Origin of the sequence: Klenkia sp. PcliD-1-E (assembly GCF_024124375.1) — a bacterium.
Taxonomy (GTDB): domain Bacteria; phylum Actinomycetota; class Actinomycetes; order Mycobacteriales; family Geodermatophilaceae; genus Klenkia.
The window spans coordinates 1-25,236 of sequence record NZ_JAMXRZ010000066.1 but is presented as its reverse complement, the minus strand read 5'-3'; the positions used below and the strand labels follow the sequence as shown (position 1 = coordinate 25,236).

Below are 25,236 nucleotides of genomic sequence, written 5' to 3'. Positions count from 1 at the left end.
GGCCGGCGGCCGGCTGGGCGTTCCTGCCCAGAGTGGACGGCGGCGGTGCCCGGCTGGCCGTCGACGACCTCGCCGCGCCGGTGCTGGCGGCGGTCGGGGCGGTCGCCGCCCTGGTCCTGCTGGCCGCCGCCCTGGGGGGCGAGTCCTGGCCCGCCCGGTTCTGGGGGCTCATGCTGGTGTTCACCGGTTCGGTCACGCTGACGGTGACCGCGACGACGCTGCCCGTGCTGCTGCTGGGCTGGGAGGTCATGGGGGCCTGCTCCTACGCCCTGATCGGTCTGCGGTGGGCGCAGCGGGTCCCGGTGGCCGCCGGGGCGAGCGCCTTCCTCACCACCCGGACCACCGACCTGGGCCTCTACGCGGCCGGGGGCGCCGCGCTGGCCGGCGGGGCCGGGTGGTCGCTGGACCGGCTCCCGACTGCCACGGGTCCCTGGCTGCACCTGGCCGCGGCCGGGGTCCTGGTGGCCGCCCTCGGCAAGGCCGCGCAGCTGCCGTTCTCGGCCTGGTTGTCCCGTGCCATGGAGGGCCCGGCCCCGGTCAGTGCCCTGCTGCACTCGGCGGCCATGGTCGCCATGGGCGGGTACCTGCTGCTGCGCACCGCGCCCCTGCTGGCCGCCACCGGGTGGGCCGGGCCGACGGCGGCCTGGGTCGGCGCGGCCACCACCGTCGGCCTCGGCGCGGTGGCTGTGGCGCAGACCGACCTCAAGCAGCTGCTCGCTGCCTCCACGGCCGCGCAGCTCGGTTTCGTGGTGCTCGCCGCCGGCGTCTCGGCCGCGGCGGCGGGCAGCGCCCAGCTGGTCGCGCACGCCGCCGTCAAGTCCGGGCTGTTCCTGGCCGCCGGGGCCTGGCTCACCGCGGTCGGCAGCAAGCAGCTGCCGGCCCTGCGGGGCGTCGCCCGGCGCTTCCGCCCCCTCGGCGGGCTGGCCACCGCCGGGCTGCTCGCCCTCGCCGGGGTGCCGCCCCTGTCGCTGTGGCTCACCAAGGACTCCGTGCTGGCCGCGGCCGGGGAGCAGTCGGTGCCGCTGCAGGTCGTCGGGCTGGCCGGGGCGCTGCTGTCGGCTGCCTACGCGGGGACGGCGCTGCGGGTGCTGTGGTCCCGCGAGGAGCCCACGCCCGGGGGTGACGAGCAGACCCCGACCGGCCGGGTCCCCGGTGCGCAGCTGGCGCCGCTCGGTCTGCTGGCCGGTGGCGCCGTCGTGCTGGGCGTGCTGGCCCCGGGCACCGCCGGGCCGGGCGAGCTCGGCCTCAGCGCCGTGCTGGCCGTCGCCGTGGTGCTGCTCGCCGTCCGCCGTCCCCTGCCCGCGCCGCGCTGGGCGGCCCGCTGGCTGTTCCTGCAGAACGCGTCGGACGGGGTGGTCGCCGGTCTCGGCCGGGCCGTCGCCGGGGCTGCCCGAGCCGAGGCACTGCTGGTCCGGGCCGTCGGCGGGCTGGCCGCCGGCGTCCCCCGGCTGGCGTCGGCCGCCGCCGCTGCCGACGACCGCGGCCCGGGCGCCGCGGTCCGTGCGGTCACCGCCGGCACCAGGTCCCTGGGTGTGCTGGCCCGCCGGCCGCAGACGGGGCTGGCCCACCAGTACTACGCCCAGGTGGTCACGGCGCTCGCCGTGCTCGTGGCCGCCGTCCTGCTGACGATCGTGGTGAGGTGACCGTGCTCGAGCTGGTCGTGTTCGTGCCGGTGGTCGCCGCGCTGGCGCTCGCCGTGCTGCCCGTGGGCGACAGAGCGGCGCGGTGGGCCTGGGTGGCGGTCACGGTGGTGGACCTGGCGCTGCTGGCCGCCCTCGCGCTGGCCTACCGCACCCCGCCGGCCGGTGGGCTGGCCTTCGAGCGGCAGGTGGCCTGGATCCCGTCGGCCGGCGTCGGCTACCACGTCGGGGTCGACGGGTTGTCCCTGCCGCTGCTGCTGCTCACCGGGGTCGTCTTCTGCGCCTGCGCGGTGCACGCCCTGCGCGAGCAGCGCCGTCCCCGGGCCCAGGCCGCGTTGTTCCTGTTCCTGCAGACCGCCTGCCTGGGCGTCTTCGTGGCCCAGGACCTGGTGCTGTTCTTCGTGTTCTTCGACCTGACCATCGTCGGGATGTGGTTCTCCATCGCCGGCTGGGGGCACGGCGACAACCGCCGCTCGGCGCTGCAGTTCTTCCTCTACACCTTCCTGGGGAGCCTGGCGCTGCTCGCCGGGTTCATCGGCATCTACGTCGCCGCCGACCCGCACACCTTCGACATCCCCACCCTGGTCGCCGCAGCACCGCTGGCCGACCACCCGGTCGGCGGCGCCGTGGTGCTCGGCCTCGTGCTGCTCGGCCTGGCGATCAAGACACCGCTGGTGCCGTTCCACACCTGGCTGCCGCCCGCGCACACCGACGCCCCGGCCGTCGGGTCCGCGGTGCTGGCCGCGGTGCTGCTCAAGCTGGGCACCTACGGCTTCGTCCGCATCGCGATGCCGGTGCTGCCCGACGCCTGGCGGGCCTGGGCCTGGGTGCTGGTCGCGGTGGGGGTGGTCTCGGTGCTGCACAGCGGGCTGGTCGCCCTGGCCCAGACCGACCTCAAACGCCTGATCGCCTACACCTCGGTGACCCACATGGGCTACGTGGCGGTGGGGCTGGGGGTCGCCGGGCTCGTCGAGCGGGGCGACCCGGTGGTCCGGCAGGTCGCCGCGACCGGCGCGGTCACCCAGATGGTCAGCCACGGGCTGCTCACCGGGGCGCTGTTCCTGCTCGCCGGCGCGCTGCACGACCGCCGGGGCAGCTACGCGCTGGCCGACTACGGCGGTCTGGCCCGGCCGGCGCCGCGCTTCGCCGTCCTCTTCGGGGTGGCCGCCTTCGGCTCCCTGGGCCTGCCGGGGTTCAGCGGCTTCGTCGCGGAGTTCCAGGTGCTCAGCGGCAGCATCGGGGTCACCGCGTGGGCGCTGGCCGCCGTCCCCGGGATCCTGCTCACCGCGGTGCTGCTGGTGCGGGCCACCGGGTCGCTGCTCACCGGCCCGACCGTCGGCCGCGCCGCCGGCTTCACCGACCTGCGCGTGCACGAGGTGGCCCCGGTCGCCGGTCTGCTCGCGCTGTCGGTGCTCGTGGGGCTGCTACCGGGCCCGCTGCTGTCCTGGGTCACCCCGGCCACGCAGGCCCTGGTCGCGCTGGTCGGGGGCTAGGTGTACCTCGACCTGGTCCCCGAGGCCTGCCTGCTCGGCGGTGCCGTCACCTGCCTGCTGGGCGGGTCGTTCCTGCCCCGGCAGCGGCAGTGGGTGGCCCGGGCCGTGGCGACGGTGGCGCTGCTGGCTTCCCTGGTCGCGGCGCTGGTCGCCGGGGTGCCGGGCCGGACGACGTTCGACGGCAGCTACGCCCTCGACGCCGGCACCACCGCGGCCCGGGTGCTGGCCGCCGCGGTGACCCTGCTGGTCCTCGCGCTGGGCAGCAGGGAGCTGGCCGGCGACCGCCGGGAGAGCGAGACGTGTGCCCTGCTGCTCCTGGCCGCCCTGGGGGTGGTGGTGCTGGCCGGTGCCTCGGACCTGCTGGTGCTCGCCGTCGGCTTCCTGCTCGCCTCCGTCCCGGTCTACGGCCTGATCGGGCTGGACCGGCGGCGGGTCAGCACCGAGGCCGCCGTCCGCACGTACCTGCTCGGCGCGCTCGCCGGCATCGTGCTGCTCCTCGGGGTCACCCTGCTGACCGCGCTGGCCGGGGGGTCCACCTACCGCGAGCTGGCCGACCGGCTGCCGGCCGCACCCGCCGCGGCCGTCGCCGTCGGCGTCCTGGCCGTCGTGCTCGGCCTGCTCTTCGAGGCCGGCGCCGTCCCGCTGCACCCGTGGGTGCCCGACGCCGTCCAGGGCGCCCGCACCACGGTGGCCGCCTTCCTGACCACCGTGCCCAAGGTCGGCGCCCTGCTCGCCCTCACCCGGCTGGTCGAGGTCGCGCCCCCCGCGGTGCCCGTGCGCCCGGTGGTCGCGGGCCTCGCCGCGGCGAGCCTGCTGCTGGGTACGTTCGCCGCCTTCGGCCAGCACGACCTGCGCCGGTTGCTGGGCTGGTCGACGGTCAGCCAGGTCGGGTTCCTGCTCCTCCCGGTCGCCGCCGCCGGCCGCTCGTCGACGGCGCTGGGCTCGCTCGTGGTCTACCTGGCCGGCTACGCGGTGACCACGCTGTCGCTGTTCGCGGTGCTCGCGGCGCTCCCCGGCCAGCGCACGCTGACCGACGTCCGCGGCAGCGCCCGTGCCCACCCCTGGCTGAGCGCCGTCGTGGTGCTGGGCCTGCTGGGCACCGCGGGCACCCCGCCGACGGCGGTCTTCCTGGGCAAGCTGCTCACGTTCACCGCAGCCTGGGAGGCCGGTCTGGCCTGGCTCGTCGTCGTGGCCGCCGCCGCCACCGTGGCGAGCCTGTTCTACCTGCTGCGGTGGCTGGCGGTCGTCCTCCCGTGGGCCGGCGGTGCAGGCGCGGCGGGCGCCGGCGCCCGGCCGGGACGGTGGGCCTCGGGCACCGCGGCGGTCTGCGCCGCCGGCGTCCTGGTCGTGGGCGTCGGCGGCGGCGCGGTGCTCGACTGGGGGCCCGCCCTGGTCAGGTGAACGGCGCCGGCCACGGCTGAGTCAGCACGAGGTGCTGGTGGCCGTCGACCAGTGGGCGCGTCCACCGCCTGCAGTTCGACAGCGGCGAGGACCGGGACCACGTCGAGCGCGACGCGGTCGGGTCTGTGACCGTCACGGCGTGCCCGGAACCCCCGACCCGCCCGGCCCGGAGCACGCGGTCACGCTGCGGTGGCTCGTGGGCGACGACCACCCCCGCCCGAGCCGCGGTCCGGACGGGTCGCCCGGGTCCTCGGTGGCGTCGAGGTGCTCAGCGCCCTCGGTGGCGGTCGGGACCACGGTGTCGACGCCGACCCGCCGCGCCACGAGCTCCCCGGCCGGGGCGGACGGAGGATGCCACCCCAGCTCGTCGCGGCGGAACCCCAGGTGCCTGCGTTCGACCGTGTTCTGGGTGAGCGTGATCGCCCGGTCGTAGGCGTGCCCGGCCGGTTCGTGCCGGTGCAGCCGGCGCAGCACCTCGGCTCGCGCGACGTGGAACGGCCCGTAGTGGTCGAGGAGCTCGGCGAGCTGGTCCAGCTCGGCCAGCGCGATGTCCGGGCCGTCGAGTTCGGCCACCGCGACCGCACGGTTGAGGCGGACCACCGGTGAGCTGTCCACCAGGACCATCTGGTCGTAGAGCGCGACGACCTGTGACCAGTCCGTCTCGCTGGCCGTGGCGGCGTCGGTGTGCACGGCATTGATCGCAGCCTGGAGCTGGTAGCTCCCGGGAGCAGGTCCCCCGGCGGCCACCACCGACAGGCGGTGCCGAACCAGCGCGTGGCCTCCAGCGATCAGGGTCTGGTCCCACCGGCTGCGGTCCTGCTCGGCCAGGGTGACGAGCGTGCCGTCCGCGGCGAACCGGGCCGGCCGGCGCGCCTCGCTGAGCAGCATCAGCGCCAGCAGGCCTTCGACCTCGCCGTCCTCCGGCACCAGCAGGTGCAGCAGTCGCCCGAGCCGGATCGCCTCCCTCGTCAGCTCGACCCGTACCGGGTCGTCCCCGCCGGTGGTCAGGTAGCCCTCGTTGAACACCAGGTAGACCACCGCCAGCGCCCCCGTCAGCCGGGCCTGCACATCCGCAGCGGCGGGCACCCGGAACGGGATGCGCGCGGCCCGGATCTTGGCCTTGGCCCGGGTGATGCGTTGCGCCATGGTGGTCTCCTGCACCAGGAAGGCGCGCGCGATCTCGGCCACCGACAGACCACCGACCATCCGCAGGGTCAGCGCGACCCTGGCCTCCATCGACAGCGCCGGATGACAGCAGGTGAACACCAACCGCAACCGGTCGTCGGTGACCGCACCGGTGGAGAGCGGCGCCGTGTCGTCCTGCACCAGCAACGCCTCCCGGTACTTGTCCTCGCGACGGGACTCCCGGCGCAGACGGTCGATGGCCTTGCGGGTCGCCGTCGTGGTCAGCCAGCCACCCGGACTGGCCGGGACGCCCGCGTCGGGCCACCGCGTGAGCGCGACCAGGAACGCCTCGGCCGCGGCCTCCTCGGCCAGGTCCAGGTCGCCGAACCGGCGGGTCAGCCCGGCGACCAGCCGGGCCCACTCCTCGCGGTGGGCCCGGTCGATCGCTTCGGCGACCGGTGCCGGCGGTTCGACCACGGCGGGCGGTCAGCTGCTGGTGCCGTCGGCGTCGACGAACACGGGGAACCGGTGGACTTCCTGCGGCCACTCCAACGCCACCGCCAACCGTCCGGCCCAAAACCGCGCGGCCTCGTCGTCGGCGACGTCCACGACGCAGAAGCCGCCCAGGTGCTCCTTGGTCTCCGCGTACGGACCATCGGTGATGACCGCCTCACCGTCGCGCGCCACGGCCGAGGCCACCGCCGTCGACGCATCCAGACCGCCGTTGCTGAACACGAACACCCCGCGCTCCTTCATCTCGGCGATCACGGCACGGCCAGCCACACCCTTGCGCCCCAGCTGCTCGGCGGTGTGCTCGGGCACCCACTCGTCGTGGAAGCTGATCAGGTACTCACCCATGTCCATCCCCTCCCAGGGCCGGGACCGGTCGGTCCCAGCTGCCATCTCCACGAACGGCGCCGGCCGGGTACGACAGGCCAGTCACGAATGATCCGTCCCCGCCCACATCCGGGGCCGACCAGGAACCGTTCACAGATCCGTCAGCACGAGGTGCTGGTGGCCGTCCACCAGTTCCCGGGCGGCGTCGAGCTGGCCGGCGTGGACCGCTGTCTCGGTCAGCACGTGCAGCACCACCCAGCGCAGGTCACGCTCGCCCATCCCGGGGAACCCGACCCGGTCCCAGCGGTCCGGGGCCGAGCCCAGGTCGCGGTCCCCGATGACCGCGTCGCTGCGCCGCGCCTGCTCCCGGTAGGCCTCCTCGACCACCGCCCGCGGGCCGGGGTCGGCCAGCCACACCTCCGCGTCCGGGGGCAGGTCGACCTCCCGCCCGGCGACGACGTGCTCGAACCAGAACCGCTCGACGTCGACGGTCAGGTGCCGGACGACGGCCAACGGGGTCCAGCCCGACGGCAGGCGTGCGGTGGTGAGCTGCTCGTGCGACAGCCCGTCCAGGGTCTGCAGCACGTGCTCGCGCTGTGCCTGCAGGGCGGCGAGCAACGACCGGTGTTCACGGGTGAGGTCTATGACGGTCATGACACCCCTGGGACCCAGGACTCATCGGCCGGCACGCGCCCGGACGTCATCGGATCGTCATGCCGACCGGGGTGTGGGGCCTCCCCGCCCGTGGGCAGCCCCCAGGGGTCCGACCCAACGGGGCCACCCGACTCTGTCTGGAGTGCCATGGCGAGCAGCAGGAACTGGTTCGAGACGATCAACGAGGCGCAGTGGCGGGCCAAGAAGCGCCTGCCGCGCTCGGTCTACCTGGCCCTGCTGGCGGCCACCGAACGGGGGCTGACCCTGTCGGACAACGTGGCCGCCTTCGACGAGCTGGGCTGGCGGCCGCGGGTGGCCGACCTGCCCGCCGAGCGCGACCTGACCACCACCGTGCTGGGGCACCAGATCTCCATGCCGCTGCTCATCTCCCCCGTCGGCGTGCAGGCCGTGCACCCCGAGGGCGAGGTCGCCGTGGCCCGCGCCGCGGCCGCCGAGGGCACCGCGATGGGCCTGTCGGCCTTCGGCAGCAAGCCGGTGGAGGAGGTGGCGGCGGCCAACCCGCTCACCTTCCTGCAGACCTACTGGGTCGGCTCCCGGGAGGACATCCTGGCCCGCGCCCAGCGCGGCCAGGCCGCCGGCGCCAAGGCCTTCATCCTCACCCTGGACTGGTCCTTCGCCTCCCGCCGGGACTGGGGCAGCCCACCCATCCCCCAGCAGCTGGACCTCAAGACGATGGCCTCCTTCGCGCCGGAGGTCATCCGCAAGCCCCGGTACCTGGCCACCTACCTCCGGCACAAGCAGCTGCCCGAGCTCGGGGTGCCCAACATCGGCGAGCCCGGCGAACGCCCGCCGGGGTTCTTCGACGCCTACGGCCAGTGGATGCAGACCCCGCCACCGAGCTGGGCGGACCTGGCCTGGCTGGTCGACCAGGTCGACCTGCCGGTGGTCATCAAGGGCATCAGCCGCCCCGACGACGCCCGCCGCGCCGTCGACGTCGGGGCCGCGGCCATCTCGGTGTCCAACCACGGTGGCAACAACCTCGACGGCACCCCCGGGTCGATCCGGTCCCTGCCCGCCGTCGTGGACGCCGTGGGCGACCAGGTCGAGGTTCTCCTCGACGGCGGCATCCGCCGCGGCGCCGACGCGGTCAAGGCCGTGGCGCTCGGCGCCCGGGCGGTCATGGTCGGCCGCGCCTACCTGTGGGGCATGGCCGCCGCCGGCGAGCACGGCGTGCGCAACGCCCTGCAGGTGCTGCGCGCCGGCATCGACGAAGCCCTGCTCGGCCTGGGCCGGGCCTCCGTGCACGACCTCGTGCCCGACGACGTCATCGTCCCGGCCGGGTTCACCCGCGACCACGGCGACCCCGCACCGGCCGCCCTGGCCATGGCCGCCGACCCCACCACCCGTCAGACCCCGGCCCAGGCCTCCCCCGAGGGCTGAGCCGTGAACGCCTCCGACGACGGCCGGCTCGCCGAGATCGCCGCCCGGCTGAGCGCCGACGACCCCGCCCTCGCCCGCAGGCTGAGCCCGGTCAGCACCCCGCGCAACCGCCTGCGGTGGGCGCTGGGCACCACCGGCGTCGCCGCCGCGCTCGTCCTCCTCGGCGTGCTGGTCGGCAACGTCGCCCTCGCCCTGCTGGCCGTGCCGGTGTCGGCCACCGCCGCGCTGGTGGTGTACGGCCGCACGCTGCGCAACGCCTGGCGGACTGCCGACCACGACCCGTCCACCCGACCGCACGAGGAGACCTGACGTGACCGAGCACCCCGGACCCGACCGCACCCACCCGGTGCTGCGCCCGCTGCGCGAGACCGGCCTGACCATCGCCGATCCAGGCGCCGACGTCCGCGGCCGCACCGTGCGCGACCGGGACGGCGAGGACATCGGCACCGTCGACGAGGTCCTCGTCGACGACCAGGAGGAGAAGGTCCGCATGCTCCGGGTCGCCGAGGGCGGCTTCCTCGGCCTGGGCCGCACGCACTACCTCGTGCCCGTCGACGTCGTCGTCAGCACCGACGACGACGAGGTCCGCATCGACCGGTCGCGCACCACCCTCGCCGACGTCCCCGGCTACGACCCCGACCTGACCCCCGAGCCGGACTACGCCAGCGCCTACGGCTGGTGGGGTGTCGGCCCGTTCTGGGGACCGGGTGCACGCTGGCCCGGCGTGCCCTCCTGACTCCGGGACGCGCGACGGCAGTGCGCGGTGCACGGGGTCAGCGAGCCGGCGTGATGTCCGTGTGTGCCCGGAGCTGTCATCCGTGAACAGCAGGGGCTCCCGCATGTCCGCCGCCAGCGCGCAGGCGAAGCAGTCGTCGAGGTCCAGGCCGGCGGGGTGCCCGGACCTTCCCGTGATCGGCACAGGCCCGTCGGGCGAGGACGGCGTGCTGCGGGGTGAGGGGCACGACGTCGCCCCGACGAGCACGTCGATGGTCCCCGGCATCCGGGCTCGTCCCGGATGACCGCGACGACAGCCGAACTGTCCACGAGCCCGCCGGCAGACCGTCCTGGTCCGTCTCCTCGTTCGTGATGTCCAGTGCCACGCGGTCAGGACCCACCCCGGTGCCCCGACGCGTCGACCGTGGTGGATCCCTGGAACTGCCCCGTCCGACGGGCCGCGTCGGTCATCCGCACCAGGTCATCGACCGGGACGGTCGACGGGCAGGACGTCCGTCAACGCCGTGCGGTCCCCCGCAGCCGATGCAGGGATGACGCTGAGCGTGCCGTCGGTCTCCAGCACGACCGCGGCCACGTCCCGCCAGGCGCAGGACCTCGTCCGGCGGGCCGTGGCGCACCAGGTCGACGTGCCAGACGGCCCGGCCGTGACCGCAGCCGTCGCCGACGGCGCGGCCCGGCTCGGACGGCTCGACGTGGTCGTGGCCGACGCCGGGGTCACCGGGTACGCCCGCGCCCGGGACCTGACCGACGAGCAGTGGGACGCCGCCGTCGGCACCGTGCTGACCGGCACCTTCCGCACCGTCCGTGCCGCCGTCCCGCACCTGCGCGCCCGCAAGCGGGTCGGTGGTGATCACCAGCTCCACCGACGGGCTGCAGGCCGTGCGGCCAGCTGCGCGGCATCGCGACCTACTCCGACGCGGGGCCGAGCGAGGTCCTGCGCGGCCTGGACACCTCGATGCGGCTGCTGCGCGCCCGCACCATGGCCACCGCCGTGGTGGCCCGGCTCGAGCAGACCTCGGAAGAGGACGAGCGCGGAGTCACCCGCATGGTGTGGGGCAACGCCGGCCACCCCCCACCGGTGGTCATCCATCCCGACGCTTCCCAGGTCGTCCTCGCCTCGAGGCGCGGGCAGCTGCTGCTCGGCGTCGACGACACCACCACCCGCACCCAGCAGGTCATCACCCTCGACCGCGACGCAACCGTCCTGCTCTACAGCGACGGACTGGTGGAGCGGCGGGACCAGCACCTGGACCAGGGAACGCAGCGGCTGCAACAGGCCATCGCCGAGCTGCACGGCACCAGCCTGGACGACCTGTGCGACGGGCTGATCGACCGGCTCGTCGACGGCCGACCCGACGACGACGTCGCCCTGGTCGCCGTCCGCCTGTTCCGCCAGGACCAGCGCCGGCCCCCCGAAGCCGGACCCGACGTCGTACCGCCCGGCATGCCGCCCGATCGCCCGCGTCCTGCCGACTGGTCGTGGGAGTTCGAGGACGTCTGATCAGTGGGCGCCGTCGCCGTCTCGGGCACGCAGGCGGTTGCGGGTCGAGGGCGACGGCTTCGCGCGGGACGGTGGGATGCTCCCGGGGTCTGGTGCCAGCCCGGTGAGCAGGATGTCGTCGGCCACGTCGGCCAACCGGGTGTTGGTGGTGTTGCTGACCGACTTGAGCAGGCCCGCGGCCTGGTCGTAGGTGAGGCGGTGGGCGGCCATGGTGATCCCGATGGCCGCACCGATCGTGCGGTTGGTGGTGAGCGCGGCCTGCAGGTCGGCCACCTCCAGGCGGGCCTGCACCACGCAGACCGCAGCGGCGACGTCCGGGACGAGTCCGTGCAGGTCGTCGGCGGCCGCGGTGGTCAGCAGGGCGTCGTCCGGGCCGTAGACGCACAGCACGGCCGGGTTGCGATCGGTGCCCGGCAGCGGGGTGGCTGCCACCGTGTGCACCGACGTCGGGACCGTGGAGGGGTCCAGGGCCCACCGGGGGTCGGAACGCAGGTGTCCGCTGATGGGCGCAGGCCAGTGCTGCAGCGTGGCGACGGCCGGAGACCGGTCGGCTCGTTCCTGCGCTCGGCCGACCGCGACGGCGTCGGGCCCGACGCTGACCCAGGTGCGGAGCCGGGAGGTGGTGCCGGTGAAGCTGACGATGCCCGTGCCGACCGCCGGCAGCGAGGCGACGACCTCGGCCAGGACGACCTGCACCAGTGGGCGCAGCTCGCCCGGTGGGCACGACGCCGCCCGCGCGGTCGCCGACCAGCCCACGGACGTCGATGCAGCCCAGGTCGAGGAGGCGGCTTCTGCTACCTGCTTCGTCCTCGCAGGTCCAGCTCCGTTGCCGGCGTCGTTCACGACGTGGTCACCCCCGCGGCGGCGAGGTCCACGACGGCGGAGAACGACCGCGACGCGGCGTCGGGGGATCTGAAGGACGGCAGCGGGGAGGACATCGACGACCTCGGGAACGGTGACCCCCAGGGCCGGGTCACGGGCAGGCGCGGCTGCTGCCCAACCGCTCCCCCACCCTAGGGCCCGCCCAGCCGTTGTCCAGGCCGGGGCCGGTCGAGCTCGGGAGGGTCAGGTGCCGTCCCGGCCGCCGACGGCCTCGACGATGTCCGCGGCGATGGCCCGCAGCTTGACGTTGCGGCCTTGCGAGGCCGTGCGCAGGATGCCGAAGGCATCGGCGGCCGAGCAGCGTTGCTGGGCCATCACGATGCCGATGGCCTGGTCGATCACCGTCCGCGACGTCAGCGCCTGCGACATCTGCTGACCCCACCGGGTCCGCTCGGCCAGCCGCAGAGCCACCCCCACCGCACCCGAGGCCTGCTGCGCCCACCGCTCCGCCCGCTCCCGGGCTCCGTCGCCGAAGGCGTTCGGATGCGGCGAGTACAGGTTCAGCGCCCCGAAGGTGTCACCCCCGGCCGTCATCGGCGTCGACAGCACCGACCGCACCCCCTGCAGCACGGCGAACGTCCGGTACCCCGACCACCGGTCATCGCCCACCAGGTCCGCCGACTCCACCACCAGCCCGGTGCGCACCGCCTCCAGGCACGGCCCCTCGCCCTGGGCGTACTGCACCTCATCGGCCCGCGAGGCCAACTCATCACTGCTGACCACCGTGCGCACCCGGTCGTCGACACGCACCGTGATCCCGCAGGACACCGCCCCTCCTGAGGCGGCCAGTTGCACCAGCTCGTCCAGGAACTCCTCCACACCGCTGGTGCTCAGGATCAGCTCCTGCAGCGCTGCCTGGTCCACGGCGGCGGGCACAGGGGTGGACGCGGGCTGGGGGACGACGGGGTCCGTCACAGGGTCCTGACCGGCCACCGCAGGGCTGGGTCCCGCGCGGCCCATGGGCGTTCACCAAGGACGGCGAGCCGGTGCGACCCACGCGAGGAGACCTCGACACCTCAGGTCTACCTCAAGGTTCCCGGTCCTGCACGTGCCGGTCCTGGATCCGACGCGGTCGCCCGAACCGGAAGACCCCAGGTGCGGCGGCCTCCACCGCCGGAGAGGAAGACGGTGCAGAACTGGGTGGTTCACAGCACGTCCCGGCGGGCACTGCCTCCTCCGTGCTGCGACCTGGATACGGGAGGTGATGTCGTGACCCGCCCTCCCGGCGATCAACTCGCCCTACGAGCGCCCCTGACCCCACCACCATGACCGACCCAGCAGACCACCACAGCACCACCGACACGACCGACCCCGGCCCTGCCACCTGGCCACGGCGACCAGTTCCCCACCACACAGCAGGGTGGACCCTCGACATCTCCCACCTCGCCGACACCGCCCGCGCCCGCCGCCAGCTGCGCGCCCACCTCGCCGACCTCGCACCCGACCCCGACCGGGACGACCCAGATCCCGACGACGTGGAGGAGGCGACCGAGCGCATTCTCCTGGCCGCCGACGAGATGGCCTCCAACGGCGTGCGGCACGGTGGCCCACCCGTCGTCCTGGGCGCTCACACCTGCGGACCGGGACAGGTGCTCATCACCGTCACCGACCACGCACCCGGCACCCCACCGGCACCCGATCCCGAGCGGGACCACGCCCACGGTGGGCTCGGCCTGCTCATCGTCGCCGCCTACGCCCGAGCCCATGGTTGGTGGCCCGGAACCGGCCTCAAAACGGTCTGGGCGCTGCTCCCCACCCGCTCGCAGGCCCGCTGAGTCCTCCGGCGCAGATCCTTCCCCCGCCCCGCCCCGGATGGGCACCGGTGCCCGCCGTCGGGTTCGTGGCCGCACTGTGCGGCGTAGCGTTGCTCGGCAGTTGCGCGGCGGGCCGTCCACCGAAGGGCGACAGCACACGCTGGACTGCAGCTCGACCCGAGCGCCCGCGCTCACACGGGAGCTGGCCATGCCCCCCGACGAGGATCTGACACGCCGCCTGCTGCAGGGCACGCTGGAGCTGCTGGCCAGTCGGGGTCTCGACGGGCTCGACGCCGATGCGTTGGCGTCCTGGACCGGCGCCGGCACAGCAGCTGTCCACCTGCGGTGGGGCGACATGGGTGAGGCCGCGGCGGCGGCACTGGGGACCTGCGTCCTCATCCCGCAGGCCCCCGACACCGGGTCCCTGCAGGGGGACCTCAGCAGACTGCTGCGGCACCTGGCCCGGCCCCTCACCCGCCAGGAGCACGCGGCCGCGGCCCTGTTGGGCCAGGCCCGCCACGACACCCGCATCCAGCGCGCTCTCGAGGAAGCCGTGGTCCTCCCGCTGGCAGGCGCGTTCGCCGCGCTGATCGGCCACCACACGGGCCGGGGCCACGTCGTCGCGCCGGCCCCGCGGCGCCTGTCCGGGACCATGGTGCAGACGCTCTGGTGGGACCGGTACCTGACCCGCCAGCCCATCACGACCGCATCCCACACCGACCGCGTCGTCGACCAGGTCCTGGTGCCCCTCCTGGGTCGAGCACCGCCGCCTGATAACTTCCGCACGATCCAGTCTTGAGACGTAGCCGTCCAGAACCGCGGCGATGGAACACCCAGCACCGACGAGGAGACCCCGCCCGTGTCCCGCCGCCGCTCACTGCGCCGGCGCCGATGAGTCCTGTCGAAGCCTTCCACGCGGCGCTCGACCGGTCTGCGACGACCGCGGATGCCGAGGTGCTGCTGCCCGACCGCATCGCCGCAGCCTGCGTCGCCGTCCTGCCCTTCGACGCGGCCGGGCTGAGCATGACCCTGCTACCCGACCGGCGTCTGCCCCTGGGCTCCAGCGACCCGATGGCCGCCACCGCGGAGCGGCTGCAGTTCGCCCTCGGCGGGGGTCCGTGCACCGCCGCCCACCGCGCGCACGCCCCGGTGCTGGCCATAAACGAGGACCTGGCCGCGCAGTGGCCGGTCTACGCCACCCAGCTCACCGCGCACACCCCCTACCGGACGGTGCTGTCCCTGCCGGTCGGTGACCCCCTGAGCGGCGCCGTCGTCCTCGACCTCTACCGGCGCAGCGCCGGACGGCCCGGCCCCGCCGTCCTCGCGGCCGTCGCCGACGTGGCACAGGCCTGCGGCGCCACCCTGACCACCGCCCTGGCCGCCGACACCGACCTGGAACTCGGGTTGCCGCCGACCCTGCGCAGCCCCGCCATCGCCGCACGGCAGACCGTCTGGCAGGCCATCGGCCACACCACCGTCGAACTGCAGATCAGCAGCACCGACGCACTCGCCGCCCTCCGCGGCCTGGCGTTCCGCCACGACACCGACCTCGAGACCATCGCCGGCCGCATCCTCCGCGGGGAGGTCGACCCGCGCTCGGACACCACGGGCTAGTGCTACTGCCCGGCGATGTCAGCCGAGCGGGATCTGGAGCAGGTCGGTGCCGAGGGTCATCCGCCCGCCGTAGCCGGCGGCCCACGCGCTCTGCTGCAGCAGTGCGTTCCACTGGGAGTCCGGGAGGATCGCGGGGTTCACCGGGCTGAGGTGGGAGGCCACCAGCTGCGAGACGCCGGCCTGCGCGGCGACGGCACCGAGCTGGGCGACGTCGGTGTGCACGGTCTTGATGTGGTCGATGACCGGCTGCGGGTACCCCACCTGCTGGAGCACCGAGAAGGCGGCGGCCTCGTGCACGAGGACGTCGGCGCCCCTCGCCAGGGTGGGGACGTTGGGGGTGAGTGCGGTGTCGCCGGAGAACACGACGCTTCCGTGGTCGGTGTCGAACCGGTAGGCGTAGGCGGGGTAGACCGCGCCGTGCGGCACCAGGACGGCGGTGACCTTGACCTCGGAGTTCTCCATGACCGTGAACGGCGTCATGGTGGGTGCGGTGTTGCTGGGCGACGCGTGGACTCCCCGCGGTGGCAGGACGTCGTGCACGCGGAGCAGGGTCGTCGGGTCGATGCCGAAGTGCTCGGCCAGGAAGAACGTCGTCGAGGACGCGAACGCCCGGTTCTGCAGGTCGGTCATCTCCACGGTGCCCGGGATGCGGCCGTGCACGTCCGGCAGCTGCGAGTTCATGCCGGCCGGGCCCGGACCGTAGACGTCGATGGGGGCCTGGAAACCCTGCGGCCCCTGCACACCGGCCGCCAGCAGGGGGAAGGAGAAGTAGTCGACCGTGTGGTCGGCGTGCAGGTGGGTCAGGAAGATCCCCGCCAGCCCCGGCATCGACAGGCCGGCCTTCATGTACTGCGACACCGCGCCGCGGCCGCAGTCGACGACGTAGGTCCTGCCGTTCACCGTCAACGCGCTGGCGATGCCGGACCGGGCGGCCTGCGGCGGCGGTCCGCCGGCCGTGCCCAGCAGGGTGAGGGTCACCGGTGCGGTCGACCCGGCCGGTGTCGTGTCGGCGCGGGCGGCGGGCAGGCGGCCGAGCACACCGGTGGCGGTGACCGCGGCGGCGGAGGCGGCGAGCGCGCCGAGCACACCCCGCCGCGACATCCGGGGACCGGAGGCGGGGAGGCCCTCCGCGGGCGGGTCGGCGTCCGCCGGGTCGGCGCCTGCCGGGTGGGTGGCGCAGGTGTTCTCCAGGTCGCACATCGGTCGTCGGGTCCTCTCCGCGGGCGCCCGGCTGCACCTCGTGGTGGTGCGGGGTACCGGGGCGTGGTCGCGGAGGACAGTGGTGCCGGTCACGACCGGCGGGCAAGAAGGACCTGCCGAAGCGTGGTGAGGGAGTCCCTAACGGTGCAGGTCGACGACGGTGTCCGGAACGGGTTCGCGCTGGGCTGCGTCCCAGCCGGTGCACACTGACCCGCAGCCTGGTCGGGAGGGAGGAGCCGCGGTGGACCTGCCCTCCCACGCACTGCGCTACTTCGTCGCGGTGGCGGAGGAGGGCCACATGGGCCGCGCGGCGGCGCGGCTGCACATGACGACACCCTCGGTGAGCGAGCAGGTCGCCCGGCTCGAGCGCCGCGCGGGAGCCGCCCTGTTCGTCCGCACGCGGACGGGCGTGGTGCTGACCGACGTCGGGGCCGAGCTGCTGCCGATGGCCCGGGCGGCCGTCGAGGCCCAGGAGACGATCCTGACCTGGGCCGCGGACCGGGTGCACGGCCAGACGGGCACGGTCCGGGTGGGGGTGTTCGCGGCCGCCGGCGGCCAGCTGCGCCCTGCGGTGCTGGCCGAGATGGCCGAGCACCACCCCGAGGTCGAGGTGGTGACCCGCCGGACCGCGCGGGGCGAAGGCCTGACGGCGCTGCGGGAGGGGTCCCTCGACGCGGTCTACGTCCCCGAACCGCTGCCGCGCGACCTGCCGGGGGTCCGGTGGGTCACGGTCATCCACCAACCACGGGTCCTCGTCGTCCCGGCGGGACACCCGCTGGCCGGCCGGGACGAGGTCGACATCGGGGAGACCGACGGCGAGGTGTTCATCCCGATGGCCGGCGGCGACGAGGCGTCGGTGGCCTGGTGGCTGGTCGACCCCCGGCCCAGCGGCGTCCGGCCGGAACGCGCCGCACCGGCGGCCGACTTCGACGAGATGCTCGACCGGTGCGCCGCCGGACGCGGCCTCGGCATGGCGACCGTGGTCGCCGCTGACCACTACCAGCGGCCCGGCCTGACCTTCGTCCGGCTGCGCGACGTGCCGGCCGCGCAGACCGCGCTGTGCTGGCGCGCGGACGAACGGTCAGTCGCGGTCCGGGCCTTCGTGGGCACGGTCCGTCGGGTGGCGAGGGAGCCCGCCCAGCGCTGACCGGGCGGCGGGGTCGTGTGGACATCTCTGCTCCGGCAGCTGCACGCCTGACGACACAGACGGCGGAGGCGGGCCGCCCAGTTCGGACGACCCGCCTCTGACCAGCTCTTCCTCTGTCGGGCTGACAGGATCTGGACCTGCGACCCCTTGACCCCCAGCCTGCTCCGGGGAGTCCGCCGATGTGCGGTCGCGTGCCGTTTGCGCTGGTCGAGGTGGTTCGACGTCCGCGGCCGCCCGCGACGATTCGTCGTCCTCCGTCCCGCGTTGCTACACCGGTTGCTGGATCCAGGACCCATCGCAGTCACCGGTCGCAGACCTCGCGACGGTGTCCAGCGCGTACGTCCGCCACGAGGAACCCTTCACCTCAGCCGCTACCCGCGGCGGCGCTGGGTGCGCCCAGGCCGCGCGAGACCGCCCGGGCGGCCGCACGGACCGCGGGCTCGAGCGCACGGTGGCTCCACGCACCGGCCGGGACGACGATCGACAGCGCCGCCTGCACCGCGTCGCCGGGGCCGCGCACCGGGGCGCCGACCGAGAGGACCGGCGCGGGCTGGTCGCGGCGGAGCACGGCGACGCCGGTGCGACGCACCTCCGACAGCGTGGCGCGCAGCTGCCGCGCCTGGTCACCCACTTCCGTGGCGGCCACCTGCCGGAGCACCTCCTCCTGCAGGTCGCCGGCCGCGTGGGCGAGCAGCACGAGCCCGACGCCGGTGCGGTGCAGCGGGAGCCGGCCGCCGATCCGGTACTCGACCTCCACCGCCCCGGTCGCCGACCGCCGCTCGACCAGCAGCGCGTCCTCCCCGTCGAGGACCGCGAGCAGCACGTGGTGCCGGGTGGCCTCGTACAGGTCCTCCATCACCGGCCGGGCCAGCTCGAGCAGGCCCAGTCCCCGTGGCGCCAGGGACGCGACCTCCCACAACCGCAGCCCCACCACGTAGCCGCCTTCGACCCGTTCCAGCGCGCCCCAGCCGCAGAGCCGGTCGGCCAGCCGGCGGGCGGTGCTTAGCGGCAGCCCGGAGCGCTGGGCCAGGCCGGTCAGGGACAGCCGACGGTGCGCCGGGTCGAAGGCGGCCAGCAGCGCGAGCGCTCGGTCGGCCACGGGCTCGCCCTGCGGGGGTCGCTTCCCGCGCACACGGGTGGCAGCTCCCTCCGACGGCACACCTCACCGTGCCACGAACGGCCGACCACTTCTACCGCTCAATGGCAAAGCGGTGGGGGACGGTGACGCCGATCACCGACGCTGGCCTCCTTGCCCGTCTCGTCGAGGAGACCCCGTGACCACCACCGCACGCGCAGCGGCGCCCTCCGCCCACCGCACCCCCGGTCGCTCGCAGGCAGCCGTCCTGCTGGTCGGCAGCTGCCTGCCCATCCTGGGCGCCATCCTCATCGCGCCGGTGCTCCCGGACCTGCAGGCCGCCTTCGCCGGCACACCGGGCGTCGAGGCCCTGGCCCCGATGGCCCTGAGCATTCCCTCGCTGGCCGTCGGACTGCTCGCCCTGGTCGCCGGCCGGGTGGTCGACCGGGTCGGCCGCCTGCGGCTGCTGCTGGCCGCGCTGCCCCTGTACGTGGTCGCCGGCACCGCTCCGCTGTGGTTGGACTCGCTGCCGGCGATCGTGGCGAGCCGGGCGCTGATCGGCGTGGCCGAGGCCGCGATCATGACGTGCTGCGTGACGCTGATCGGGGACTACTGGCGCGGCGCCGAACGCGACCGGTACCTGGCCCTGCAGACCGTGGTGACCTCGTTCTCGGCGGTCCTGTTCCTGCTGCTGGGCGGGGCGCTGGGTGCCCAGGGCTGGCGGACACCGTTCTGGGCCTACCTGGCCGGGCTGGTCTTCCTCCCCCTCATGGCCCGGTTGCTGTGGCAGCCCCGCGACGTGCGGCCCGCGGCCGAGGACGACGCCGGTGCGCTCCGGGACGTCCCCTGGCGCTCGCTCGCGCCGCTGCTGGTGCTCACGTTCCTCGGCGCGATCGTCTTCTACGCCCTGCAGGTCGAGCTGAGCTTCGTCCTCGACGACCTCGGTGTCGGCACCGTCGGTATCGGGATCGCGGCCGCGCTGGCCAACCTCGCCGTGATGGTCGCCGCGGCGTCCTTCACCCGCCTGGCGCACGGGAACGCGCGTCCGGCGATCATCGCCGGCTTCGCCACCGGCGGCGCCGGCCTGGTGGTGATCGCGCTGGCCGGCACCCCGGTCGGCGTGACGGTCGGCGCGGTCGTCGCGGGGATCGGGGGCGGGCTGCTTCTCCCCTCCCTGCTGGTCGGGACGACGAGCAGGCTGGGCTACGCGCAGCGCGGTCGCGGTACCGGCGCCTGGACGTCGGCGTTCTTCCTGGGTCAGTTCGTCTGCCCCGTGCTGGTGGTGGGCCTCACGGCCGCGACGGATGAGCTCACCCGCGCCCTGGTCCTCGTCGGCGGGTTCGGGCTGCTGCTCGCCGGCCTGGCCTTCGTGCTCCTGCGCCGGACGGCGGTGCCCACCGCGTCCGCCCTCGCGGACGGCCCGACCGGCCCCACGCCCGTGCTGCCCGTGTGAGCGTGGGCCGACAGGCCGGCCCGACACCCCACCGAACCGGAGGAACCATGAGCTTCGAGTACCTGATCGACCCCGCCACCGGCCCGCAGTGGCAGGGGGTCCTGCCCGGCAGGCCCGCGCCCTACGTGCTGCGCCGCGGCGAGGGCGAGCACGCCAAGCTGTTCGGCGACCTGTTCACGGTGCTGCTGTCCGGCGAGGAGACGGAGAACCAGTTCGGGATCATCACCGCCGACTGCCCGCCCGGCGACGTCATCCCCACCCACCGCCACGACGCCACGCACGAGACCTTCTACGTCCTCGAGGGCGCCGTGCGCCTGTTCTTCGAGGACGCCGACGGCAGCCAGCAGACGCAGCTGCTGGCCCCCGGGGACTTCGGCTTCGTCCCGGCCGGCTACGCCCACGCCTACCAGGTCGTCGAGCCCAGCCGGATGATGGGCACCCTGTCGGGCGGCTTCGAACGGTTCTTCCAGCACATGGGCACGCCCACCGACCACACCGGCGCCCAGCCCCCCTTCATCCCGGACTTCCCCCGCATGCAGGCCGCAGCGCAGCAGCACCGGATGCAGTTCCTGCCCGAGCACCGCTGGGACGTCCCCGAGTGAGGCTGCCCCCACCGGCGCACACCGCCCCCCTGCCCCCGGCCCGCACCACGGAGTCCGGCGTCCGGGTGTTGTCCGGCGTGCCCTACGCGGCCCTCCCCGGCGCTCGCCCCCTCGAGCTGGACCTGTACCTGCCGCAGGCGCAGTCCCCGGTCGTGCTGTTCCTGCACGGCGGCGGGTGGCGGCTGGGCAGCCGGCACTCCGCAGGGCCGCAGTTCCGGGGCAGCGAGGCCTTCGAGCACCTCGCGCGGGCCGGGATCGCCGTCGCCAGCGCCGACTACCGGCTCACCGGCGAGGCCGTCTGGCCCGCCCAGCTGCACGACGTCAAGGCCGCCGTCCGCTGGCTGCGCTCCCGCGCCGGTGAACTCGGCGTCGACGGCGACCGGATCGCCGCATGGGGCGAGTCCGCCGGCGGCCACCTGGCCGCGATGCTCGGCCTCACCGGCCCCGACCTGGACGGCGACCTCGGCGTCGTCGGCGTCCCCAGCACCGTGGCCGCCGTCGTCGGCTGGTACCCACCCACCGACCTGGCCACGGTCGGCGACCCCGCCGACCCCGACTCCCGCGAGGCCCAGCTGCTGGGCGCCCCACCGCTCCGCGACCGCTTCCGCGCCGCCGAGGCCAGCCCGATCACCCACACCCACCCCGACGCACCGCCGTTCCTGCTGCTGCACGGCGGCGCCGACTCGATGGTCCCGCACGCCCAGAGCGCCGCCCTGGCGCAGCTCCTCCCCGACGTCGAGTTCGAGACCCTGCCCGGCGCCGACCACATGTGGGCCGGCTCCCCCGACGCCGCCCGCACGGCTCTGGAGCGCACCACCTCCTTCCTGACCCAGCACCTGATCGGAGACCACCCGTGAAGATCGTCGGCTTCCGCCGCGAGGACGGACCCGTGCAGGTCGGTGCCCTGGACGGCGACGCCGTCACCGCCGTCGCCGGGCTGGAGGAGTTCTGGGCCGACGCGGCCGCACACCTGGCCGCCGGGCCCACCGGCGAGGTGCACGCCCTGTCCGACGTCGAGCTGGTGCCTCCCGTGCTGCCCGGCGCGCGGGTCATCTGCATCGGCCTGAACTACCTCCAGCACGTGGCCGAGGGCTCCTTCTCCGCCCAGCCGCTGCCCGAGCACCCGACGCTGTTCGCCCGGTGGACGCAGTCGCTGTCGGTCGGCGGGGTCGGCGTCCCGGTGCCGGTGGACGAGGCCGGCCTGGACTGGGAGGGCGAGGTCGTCGCCTACGTCGGCTCGACCCTGGCCGACGCCACCCCCGACGAGGCGCTGGCCGCCGTCGTCGGCTACTCGACCTTCAACGACATCACCGCCCGGCGGGCGCAGAAGCTGACCAGCCAGTGGATCCTGGGCAAGAACGCCGACCGCTCGGGCCCGCTCGGCCCGCTCGTGCCCGCAGCCGAGGTCGGCGACCTGCGCGAGGGCCTGCGGGTGCGCACCCGGGTCAACGGCCAGACCGTGCAGGACGGCTGCACCGACGAGATCGTCTACACCGTCGGGGACACCCTGGCGCTGATCAGCCGCACCTTCACCCTGCGCCCGAGTGACCTGCTGGCCACCGGGACGCCGTCCGGGGTCGGCTACGCCCGCGACCCGCAGTGGCTGCTGCACCCCGGCGACGTCGTCGAGGTCGAGGTCGACCGACTCGGCACGCTCACCACGCCTGTGGTGGCCGGCCGGTGAGCGACTTCCGGCAGTACCTGTACCCGCACGACCACCCACGGCTGGCCGAGGTCCGCGGCATGGACCCCTACGCCTACCGCGACCACGCCCGCACCCCGGGCACCTTCACCGGCGGCCTGGTCGAGGGCTGGACGCCGCTGCACCGCCGGCCCTTCCGCGGGATCACCGAGGACGGCGTGCTGCGCGAGGGCCTGTACCCCCTGGAACCCGCCCGCGCGGGTGAGGAGGCGCCGATGGCCGCGATGGTCGATGCGGCCGGCACCCTGCTGGACCTGCTCGGCGAGGACGACCGCGCCCGGGTGCAGCACACCGTCGACGCCGTGGAGTGGCAGACCTGGGCCAACCCGGAGTTCATGCAGTTCGACACCGGCCTGCGGCTGGAGTTCCAGCCCGCCGCGGTGCGGGAGGCAGCCCTCGCCCTAGTGGCCGCGTCGCTGTCGCCCGAGGGGTTCGCCCAGGTGCAGCTGATGATGCGGATCAACGGTTTCCTCGGCGACGTCGTCGGCCTGCCCGAGGTGCTCGGTGAGTTCTCCTACAACGTCGCCCTCTACGGCGAGCCCGACCTGCGCGGGCCCTGGGGCTGGCAGCTGTTCGGCCACCACTGCGCGGTCAACTGCCTGGTCGTCGAGGGCCGCATGGTGCTCTCGCCGGTCTTCCTGGGTGCCGAGCCCGACGCGATCGACGAGGGCCCGCACACCTCGCCGCGCGCCTTCGCCGGCCGCATCGCGCAGTGGCGCGCGGTCATGGCCGCCATGACCCCCGAGCAGCGGGCCTCCGCCACCGTGTACGCGCAGATGGTCGACCCGGCCATGCCCCCGGGCCGGGTGCACCCGGGGGACGAGCGGCACCTGGGCGGGGCCTTCCAGGACAACCGGGTGATCCCCGTCGAGGGCGTGCGGGTCGCCGACCTGCCCGACGCCGCGCAGGCAGCCGCCCGGGCCGTCGCCGCCACCGCCGTCGGCCTGCTGCCGGCTGGCCCGCGCGTGGCCCGGCTGCGCGAGGTCGACGAGCAGTGGGCGCAGACCACCTTCAGCTGGATCGGCGGCCACGGCCCCGAGGACGTCTTCTACGCCCGGCTGCAGTCCCCGGTCCTGGTCGCCGAGCTCGACCACCACTGCGGGGTGTTCTTGGACTACGACACCCCGCAGCCCTTCCACGTGCACACGGTGCTGCGGACCCCGCACGGCAACGACTACGGCCGCGCCTGGGTGCGGCAGTGGCAGGAGCAGCGATGACCATCCCCGTCCTGGTCGCCGGTGGCGGCCCCAGCGGACTGGCCGCGGCGATCGAGCTGGGCCGGCGCGGCATCGAGGTGCTCGTCGTCGAACCGCGCACCGCGCTGGACCCGCTGCGCGCCCGGGCCAAGACCACCAGCGTGCGCACCATGGAGCACCTGCGCCGCTGGGGCCTGGCCGAGGAGCTCCGGCGCCGGGCGCCGCTGCCGGTCGCGCACGCCCAGGACGTCGTGTTCTGCACCTCGGTGCTCGGCCGCGAGCTGACCCGCTTCCCGGAAGCGTTCGGCCTCTGGACCGAGCCCCGGGAGGTCGCTGCCGAGGCCGGCCAGCAGGTGCCCCAGCCCGTCGTCGAGCAGCTGCTGCGCGACGCCGTCGCCGAGCTGCCGTCCGTCACCCTCCGGCTCGGCGCCCGGGTCACCGAGGTGCACGACGGCCCCGACGGCGTCCGCGCCGTGGTCACCGACGCGGACGGGACGGAGGAGGAGGTGCACGCCGAGTACCTGCTGGGGGCCGACGGCGGCGCGAGCGTCGCCCGTCAGGCCATCGGCGCGGCCTACACCGGCACCTCGGGCACCGTGCCCAACCTGTCCATCACCTTCCGGTCCCGGGCGCTCGGCGAGCGGCCCCCGTGCGGGCTGGGGGTGCACTGGTGGGTCGTCGGCGGCGAGCGCGGCGGCCTGATGGGCCGCCTGGACCTGCACGGCACCTGGTGGGCCATCGTGCAGGGCGTCGACACCACCGCGGAGGACGTCGACCCGGTGGCCCTCGTCCGCGCCTTCGCCGGTGACCCGCACCTGGACGTCGAGGTGCTGGCCACCGACCCGTGGTCGGCGCGGATGCTGCTGGTCGACCGCTACCGCGGGCAGCGGGTGTTCCTGGTCGGCGACGCCGCGCACCTGAACCCGCCGTGGGGCGGGCACGGCTTCAACACCTGCGTCGGCGACGCGGTCAACCTGGGTTGGAAGCTTGCCGCCGTGCTGCAGGGCTGGGTGCCGACGGAGCTGCTGGACAGCTACGAGGCCGAGCGCCGTCCGGTCGCCGAGCGCACGATCGCCGCCGCCGGTGCGCAGGAGGCGTTCACCGCCGGCCGGTTCGCCGGCCGGGACGCCGATGCCGAGGGGCCCGACGGCGACGCGGTCCGCGCCGAGCTGGCCGAGGCCCTGCAGGTCAAGGACCCGGAGTTCCACAGCCTGGGCCTGGTGCTCGGGTACGACTACGCCGGCTCGCCCGCGGTGGTCCCCGACGGGTCGACACCGACGCCGGCCGACGTCGTCGGCTACACGCCATCGGCGCACCCCGGCGCCCGGTTGTCGCACACCTGGCTGGCGCCGGGCCGGTCGGTCTACGACGTCCTCGGGGCGGAGTTCACCCTGCTGGTCGTCGACGGCGACCCCGAGCCGCTGGCCGCCGAGGCCGACCGCCGGGGGGTCCCGCTCACGGTCGTCGACCTGTCGGCGCACCCGCGGCTTCGCGGGCTGTGGGGCGCCGGGCTGGTGCTGGTCCGCCCCGACCAGCACGTCGCCTGGCGCGGCGCAGCCGCGACCGACGCGGGTGCGGTGCTCGACGTCGTCACGGGCCTCGGGAAGGTCTGCCGCTCAATGGCATGACCGTCGATCGGGGTGACTCGGGTCACCAAGGATGGGCGCCGACGACGACGTCGCAGCACCGGCCGCCCCGACGGACCGTGCTGCCCCACCGAGCGCCCCCGGGGCGCCGAGAGGACGAGCCCCATGTGCGACAGCGGCTGCACCGACTCCCCCACCGCGACGACGGCCCGGACGGCGGCGGCCCGCCGTGCGGTCC

Annotated in this window: 24 protein-coding genes and 1 pseudogene; 18 read left to right on the top strand and 7 right to left on the bottom strand. The window is 74.9% G+C overall.

All coding sequences use genetic code 11. From position 1 onward, the window contains the following. The 3 genes from NH342_RS14000 to NH342_RS13990 all read left to right on the top strand — a co-directional run. Window positions 1-1,643, top strand: a 1,643-nt coding sequence (locus NH342_RS14000; RefSeq protein ID WP_253015493.1) for a proton-conducting transporter membrane subunit, incomplete at its 5' end; no start/stop codon positions are given. Continuing rightward, on the top strand, window positions 1,640-3,133 hold the full coding sequence (locus NH342_RS13995) for a NuoM family protein (RefSeq protein WP_253015492.1): 1,494 nt from the start codon (window positions 1,640-1,642) through the stop codon (window positions 3,131-3,133). The genes NH342_RS14000 and NH342_RS13995, both read left to right, overlap by 4 nt. Then, window positions 3,134-4,534: a proton-conducting transporter membrane subunit gene (locus NH342_RS13990; protein ID WP_253015491.1), complete on the top strand. Its 1,401-nt coding sequence runs from the start codon at window positions 3,134-3,136 to the stop codon at window positions 4,532-4,534. It begins immediately after the preceding gene. Between the two features lie 132 nt (window positions 4,535-4,666). Here NH342_RS13990 and NH342_RS13985 read toward each other — a convergent pair whose 3' ends face one another. The 3 genes from NH342_RS13985 to NH342_RS13975 form a co-directional block, all read right to left on the bottom strand. Next, the gene (locus NH342_RS13985) at window positions 4,667-6,136 is read right to left on the bottom strand and encodes an RNA polymerase sigma factor (RefSeq protein WP_253015490.1); all 1,470 of its coding nucleotides are present in this window, start codon (window positions 6,134-6,136) and stop codon (window positions 4,667-4,669) included. A gap of 9 nt (window positions 6,137-6,145) precedes the next feature. Continuing rightward, on the bottom strand, window positions 6,146-6,517 hold the full coding sequence (locus NH342_RS13980; protein WP_253015489.1) for a YciI family protein: 372 nt from the start codon (window positions 6,515-6,517) through the stop codon (window positions 6,146-6,148). A gap of 129 nt (window positions 6,518-6,646) precedes the next feature. Then, the gene (locus NH342_RS13975) at window positions 6,647-7,150 is read right to left on the bottom strand and encodes a DUF664 domain-containing protein (RefSeq protein ID WP_253015488.1); all 504 of its coding nucleotides are present in this window, start codon (window positions 7,148-7,150) and stop codon (window positions 6,647-6,649) included. 147 nt (window positions 7,151-7,297) lie between these two features. Here NH342_RS13975 and mftD point away from each other — a divergent pair, with 147 nt between their 5' ends. From mftD to NH342_RS13950, 5 genes and pseudogenes are all read left to right on the top strand, one after another. Next, window positions 7,298-8,551, top strand: a complete 1,254-nt coding sequence (gene mftD, locus NH342_RS13970) for a pre-mycofactocin synthase MftD (RefSeq protein ID WP_253015487.1) — start codon at window positions 7,298-7,300, stop codon at window positions 8,549-8,551. A gap of 3 nt (window positions 8,552-8,554) precedes the next feature. Beyond that, window positions 8,555-8,860, top strand: a complete 306-nt coding sequence (locus NH342_RS13965; RefSeq protein WP_253015486.1) for a DUF3040 domain-containing protein — start codon at window positions 8,555-8,557, stop codon at window positions 8,858-8,860. A 1-nt stretch (window position 8,861) separates the two neighbouring features. After that, window positions 8,862-9,287 carry a PRC-barrel domain-containing protein gene (locus NH342_RS13960; RefSeq protein ID WP_253015485.1) on the top strand — a complete coding sequence of 142 codons (426 nt, stop codon included), beginning with the start codon at window positions 8,862-8,864 and terminating at the stop codon, window positions 9,285-9,287. Between the two features lie 529 nt (window positions 9,288-9,816). Beyond that, window positions 9,817-10,062, top strand: a pseudogene (locus NH342_RS24540) (SDR family NAD(P)-dependent oxidoreductase); the annotation flags it as partial. Between the two features lie 113 nt (window positions 10,063-10,175). Then, on the top strand, window positions 10,176-10,787 hold the full coding sequence (locus tag NH342_RS13950; protein WP_308200661.1) for a PP2C family protein-serine/threonine phosphatase: 612 nt from the start codon (window positions 10,176-10,178) through the stop codon (window positions 10,785-10,787). Here NH342_RS13950 and NH342_RS24245 read toward each other — a convergent pair whose 3' ends face one another. Further along, a complete protein-coding gene (locus NH342_RS24245) occupies window positions 10,788-11,483 on the bottom strand; it encodes an ANTAR domain-containing protein (RefSeq protein ID WP_253015483.1) in 696 nt (231 codons plus the stop codon). It lies immediately after the preceding gene. Between the two features lie 369 nt (window positions 11,484-11,852). Beyond that, on the bottom strand, window positions 11,853-12,545 hold the full coding sequence (locus tag NH342_RS13940; protein ID WP_253015482.1) for an ANTAR domain-containing protein: 693 nt from the start codon (window positions 12,543-12,545) through the stop codon (window positions 11,853-11,855). Between the two features lie 389 nt (window positions 12,546-12,934). On the opposite strand from NH342_RS13940, the gene NH342_RS13935 reads away from it, so the two are divergent. The 3 genes from NH342_RS13935 to NH342_RS13925 all read left to right on the top strand — a co-directional run bounded on the left by NH342_RS13935 (window position 12,935) and on the right by NH342_RS13925 (window position 15,037). Next, the gene (locus NH342_RS13935) at window positions 12,935-13,444 is read left to right on the top strand and encodes an ATP-binding protein (RefSeq protein ID WP_253015481.1); all 510 of its coding nucleotides are present in this window, start codon (window positions 12,935-12,937) and stop codon (window positions 13,442-13,444) included. Window positions 13,445-13,631: 187 nt separating this feature from the next. After that, entirely contained in the window at window positions 13,632-14,222 is a 591-nt protein-coding gene (locus tag NH342_RS13930) for a TetR-like C-terminal domain-containing protein (protein WP_253015480.1), read from the top strand. A gap of 92 nt (window positions 14,223-14,314) precedes the next feature. After that, window positions 14,315-15,037 carry a GAF domain-containing protein gene (locus NH342_RS13925; protein ID WP_253015479.1) on the top strand — a complete coding sequence of 241 codons (723 nt, stop codon included), beginning with the start codon at window positions 14,315-14,317 and terminating at the stop codon, window positions 15,035-15,037. Window positions 15,038-15,055: 18 nt separating this feature from the next. Here NH342_RS13925 and NH342_RS13920 read toward each other — a convergent pair whose 3' ends face one another. Next, on the bottom strand, window positions 15,056-16,237 hold the full coding sequence (locus NH342_RS13920) for an MBL fold metallo-hydrolase (RefSeq protein ID WP_253015478.1): 1,182 nt from the start codon (window positions 16,235-16,237) through the stop codon (window positions 15,056-15,058). 241 nt (window positions 16,238-16,478) lie between these two features. Here NH342_RS13920 and NH342_RS13915 point away from each other — a divergent pair, with 241 nt between their 5' ends. After that, window positions 16,479-17,384 (top strand): LysR family transcriptional regulator, encoded by a 906-nt coding sequence (locus NH342_RS13915; RefSeq protein ID WP_253015477.1) that lies wholly within the window; start codon window positions 16,479-16,481, stop codon window positions 17,382-17,384. A 364-nt stretch (window positions 17,385-17,748) separates the two neighbouring features. On the opposite strand, the gene NH342_RS13910 is transcribed toward NH342_RS13915, so the two are convergent. After that, entirely contained in the window at window positions 17,749-18,483 is a 735-nt protein-coding gene (locus NH342_RS13910; RefSeq protein ID WP_253015476.1) for an IclR family transcriptional regulator, read from the bottom strand. A gap of 175 nt (window positions 18,484-18,658) precedes the next feature. Here NH342_RS13910 and NH342_RS13905 point away from each other — a divergent pair, with 175 nt between their 5' ends. From NH342_RS13905 to NH342_RS13880, 6 genes are read left to right on the top strand one after another with little or no spacing between them, the layout of a single operon-like run. Beyond that, the gene (locus tag NH342_RS13905) at window positions 18,659-19,912 is read left to right on the top strand and encodes an MFS transporter (protein WP_253015475.1); all 1,254 of its coding nucleotides are present in this window, start codon (window positions 18,659-18,661) and stop codon (window positions 19,910-19,912) included. A gap of 47 nt (window positions 19,913-19,959) precedes the next feature. Next, the gene (locus tag NH342_RS13900; protein WP_253015474.1) at window positions 19,960-20,514 is read left to right on the top strand and encodes a quercetin 2,3-dioxygenase; all 555 of its coding nucleotides are present in this window, start codon (window positions 19,960-19,962) and stop codon (window positions 20,512-20,514) included. Continuing rightward, complete coding sequence (locus NH342_RS13895; RefSeq protein ID WP_253015473.1) at window positions 20,511-21,371, top strand: alpha/beta hydrolase; 861 nt, start codon at window positions 20,511-20,513, stop codon at window positions 21,369-21,371. Before NH342_RS13900 ends, NH342_RS13895 begins: the two co-directional genes overlap by 4 nt. After that, entirely contained in the window at window positions 21,368-22,198 is an 831-nt protein-coding gene (locus NH342_RS13890; protein WP_253015472.1) for a fumarylacetoacetate hydrolase family protein, read from the top strand. Before NH342_RS13895 ends, NH342_RS13890 begins: the two co-directional genes overlap by 4 nt. Continuing rightward, window positions 22,195-23,433 carry a DUF3500 domain-containing protein gene (locus NH342_RS13885; protein WP_253015471.1) on the top strand — a complete coding sequence of 413 codons (1,239 nt, stop codon included), beginning with the start codon at window positions 22,195-22,197 and terminating at the stop codon, window positions 23,431-23,433. Before NH342_RS13890 ends, NH342_RS13885 begins: the two co-directional genes overlap by 4 nt. Beyond that, window positions 23,430-25,040: an FAD-dependent monooxygenase gene (locus NH342_RS13880; protein WP_253015470.1), complete on the top strand. Its 1,611-nt coding sequence runs from the start codon at window positions 23,430-23,432 to the stop codon at window positions 25,038-25,040. The genes NH342_RS13885 and NH342_RS13880 overlap by 4 nt, the downstream gene beginning before the upstream one ends. Window positions 25,041-25,236 lie beyond the last annotated feature (196 nt).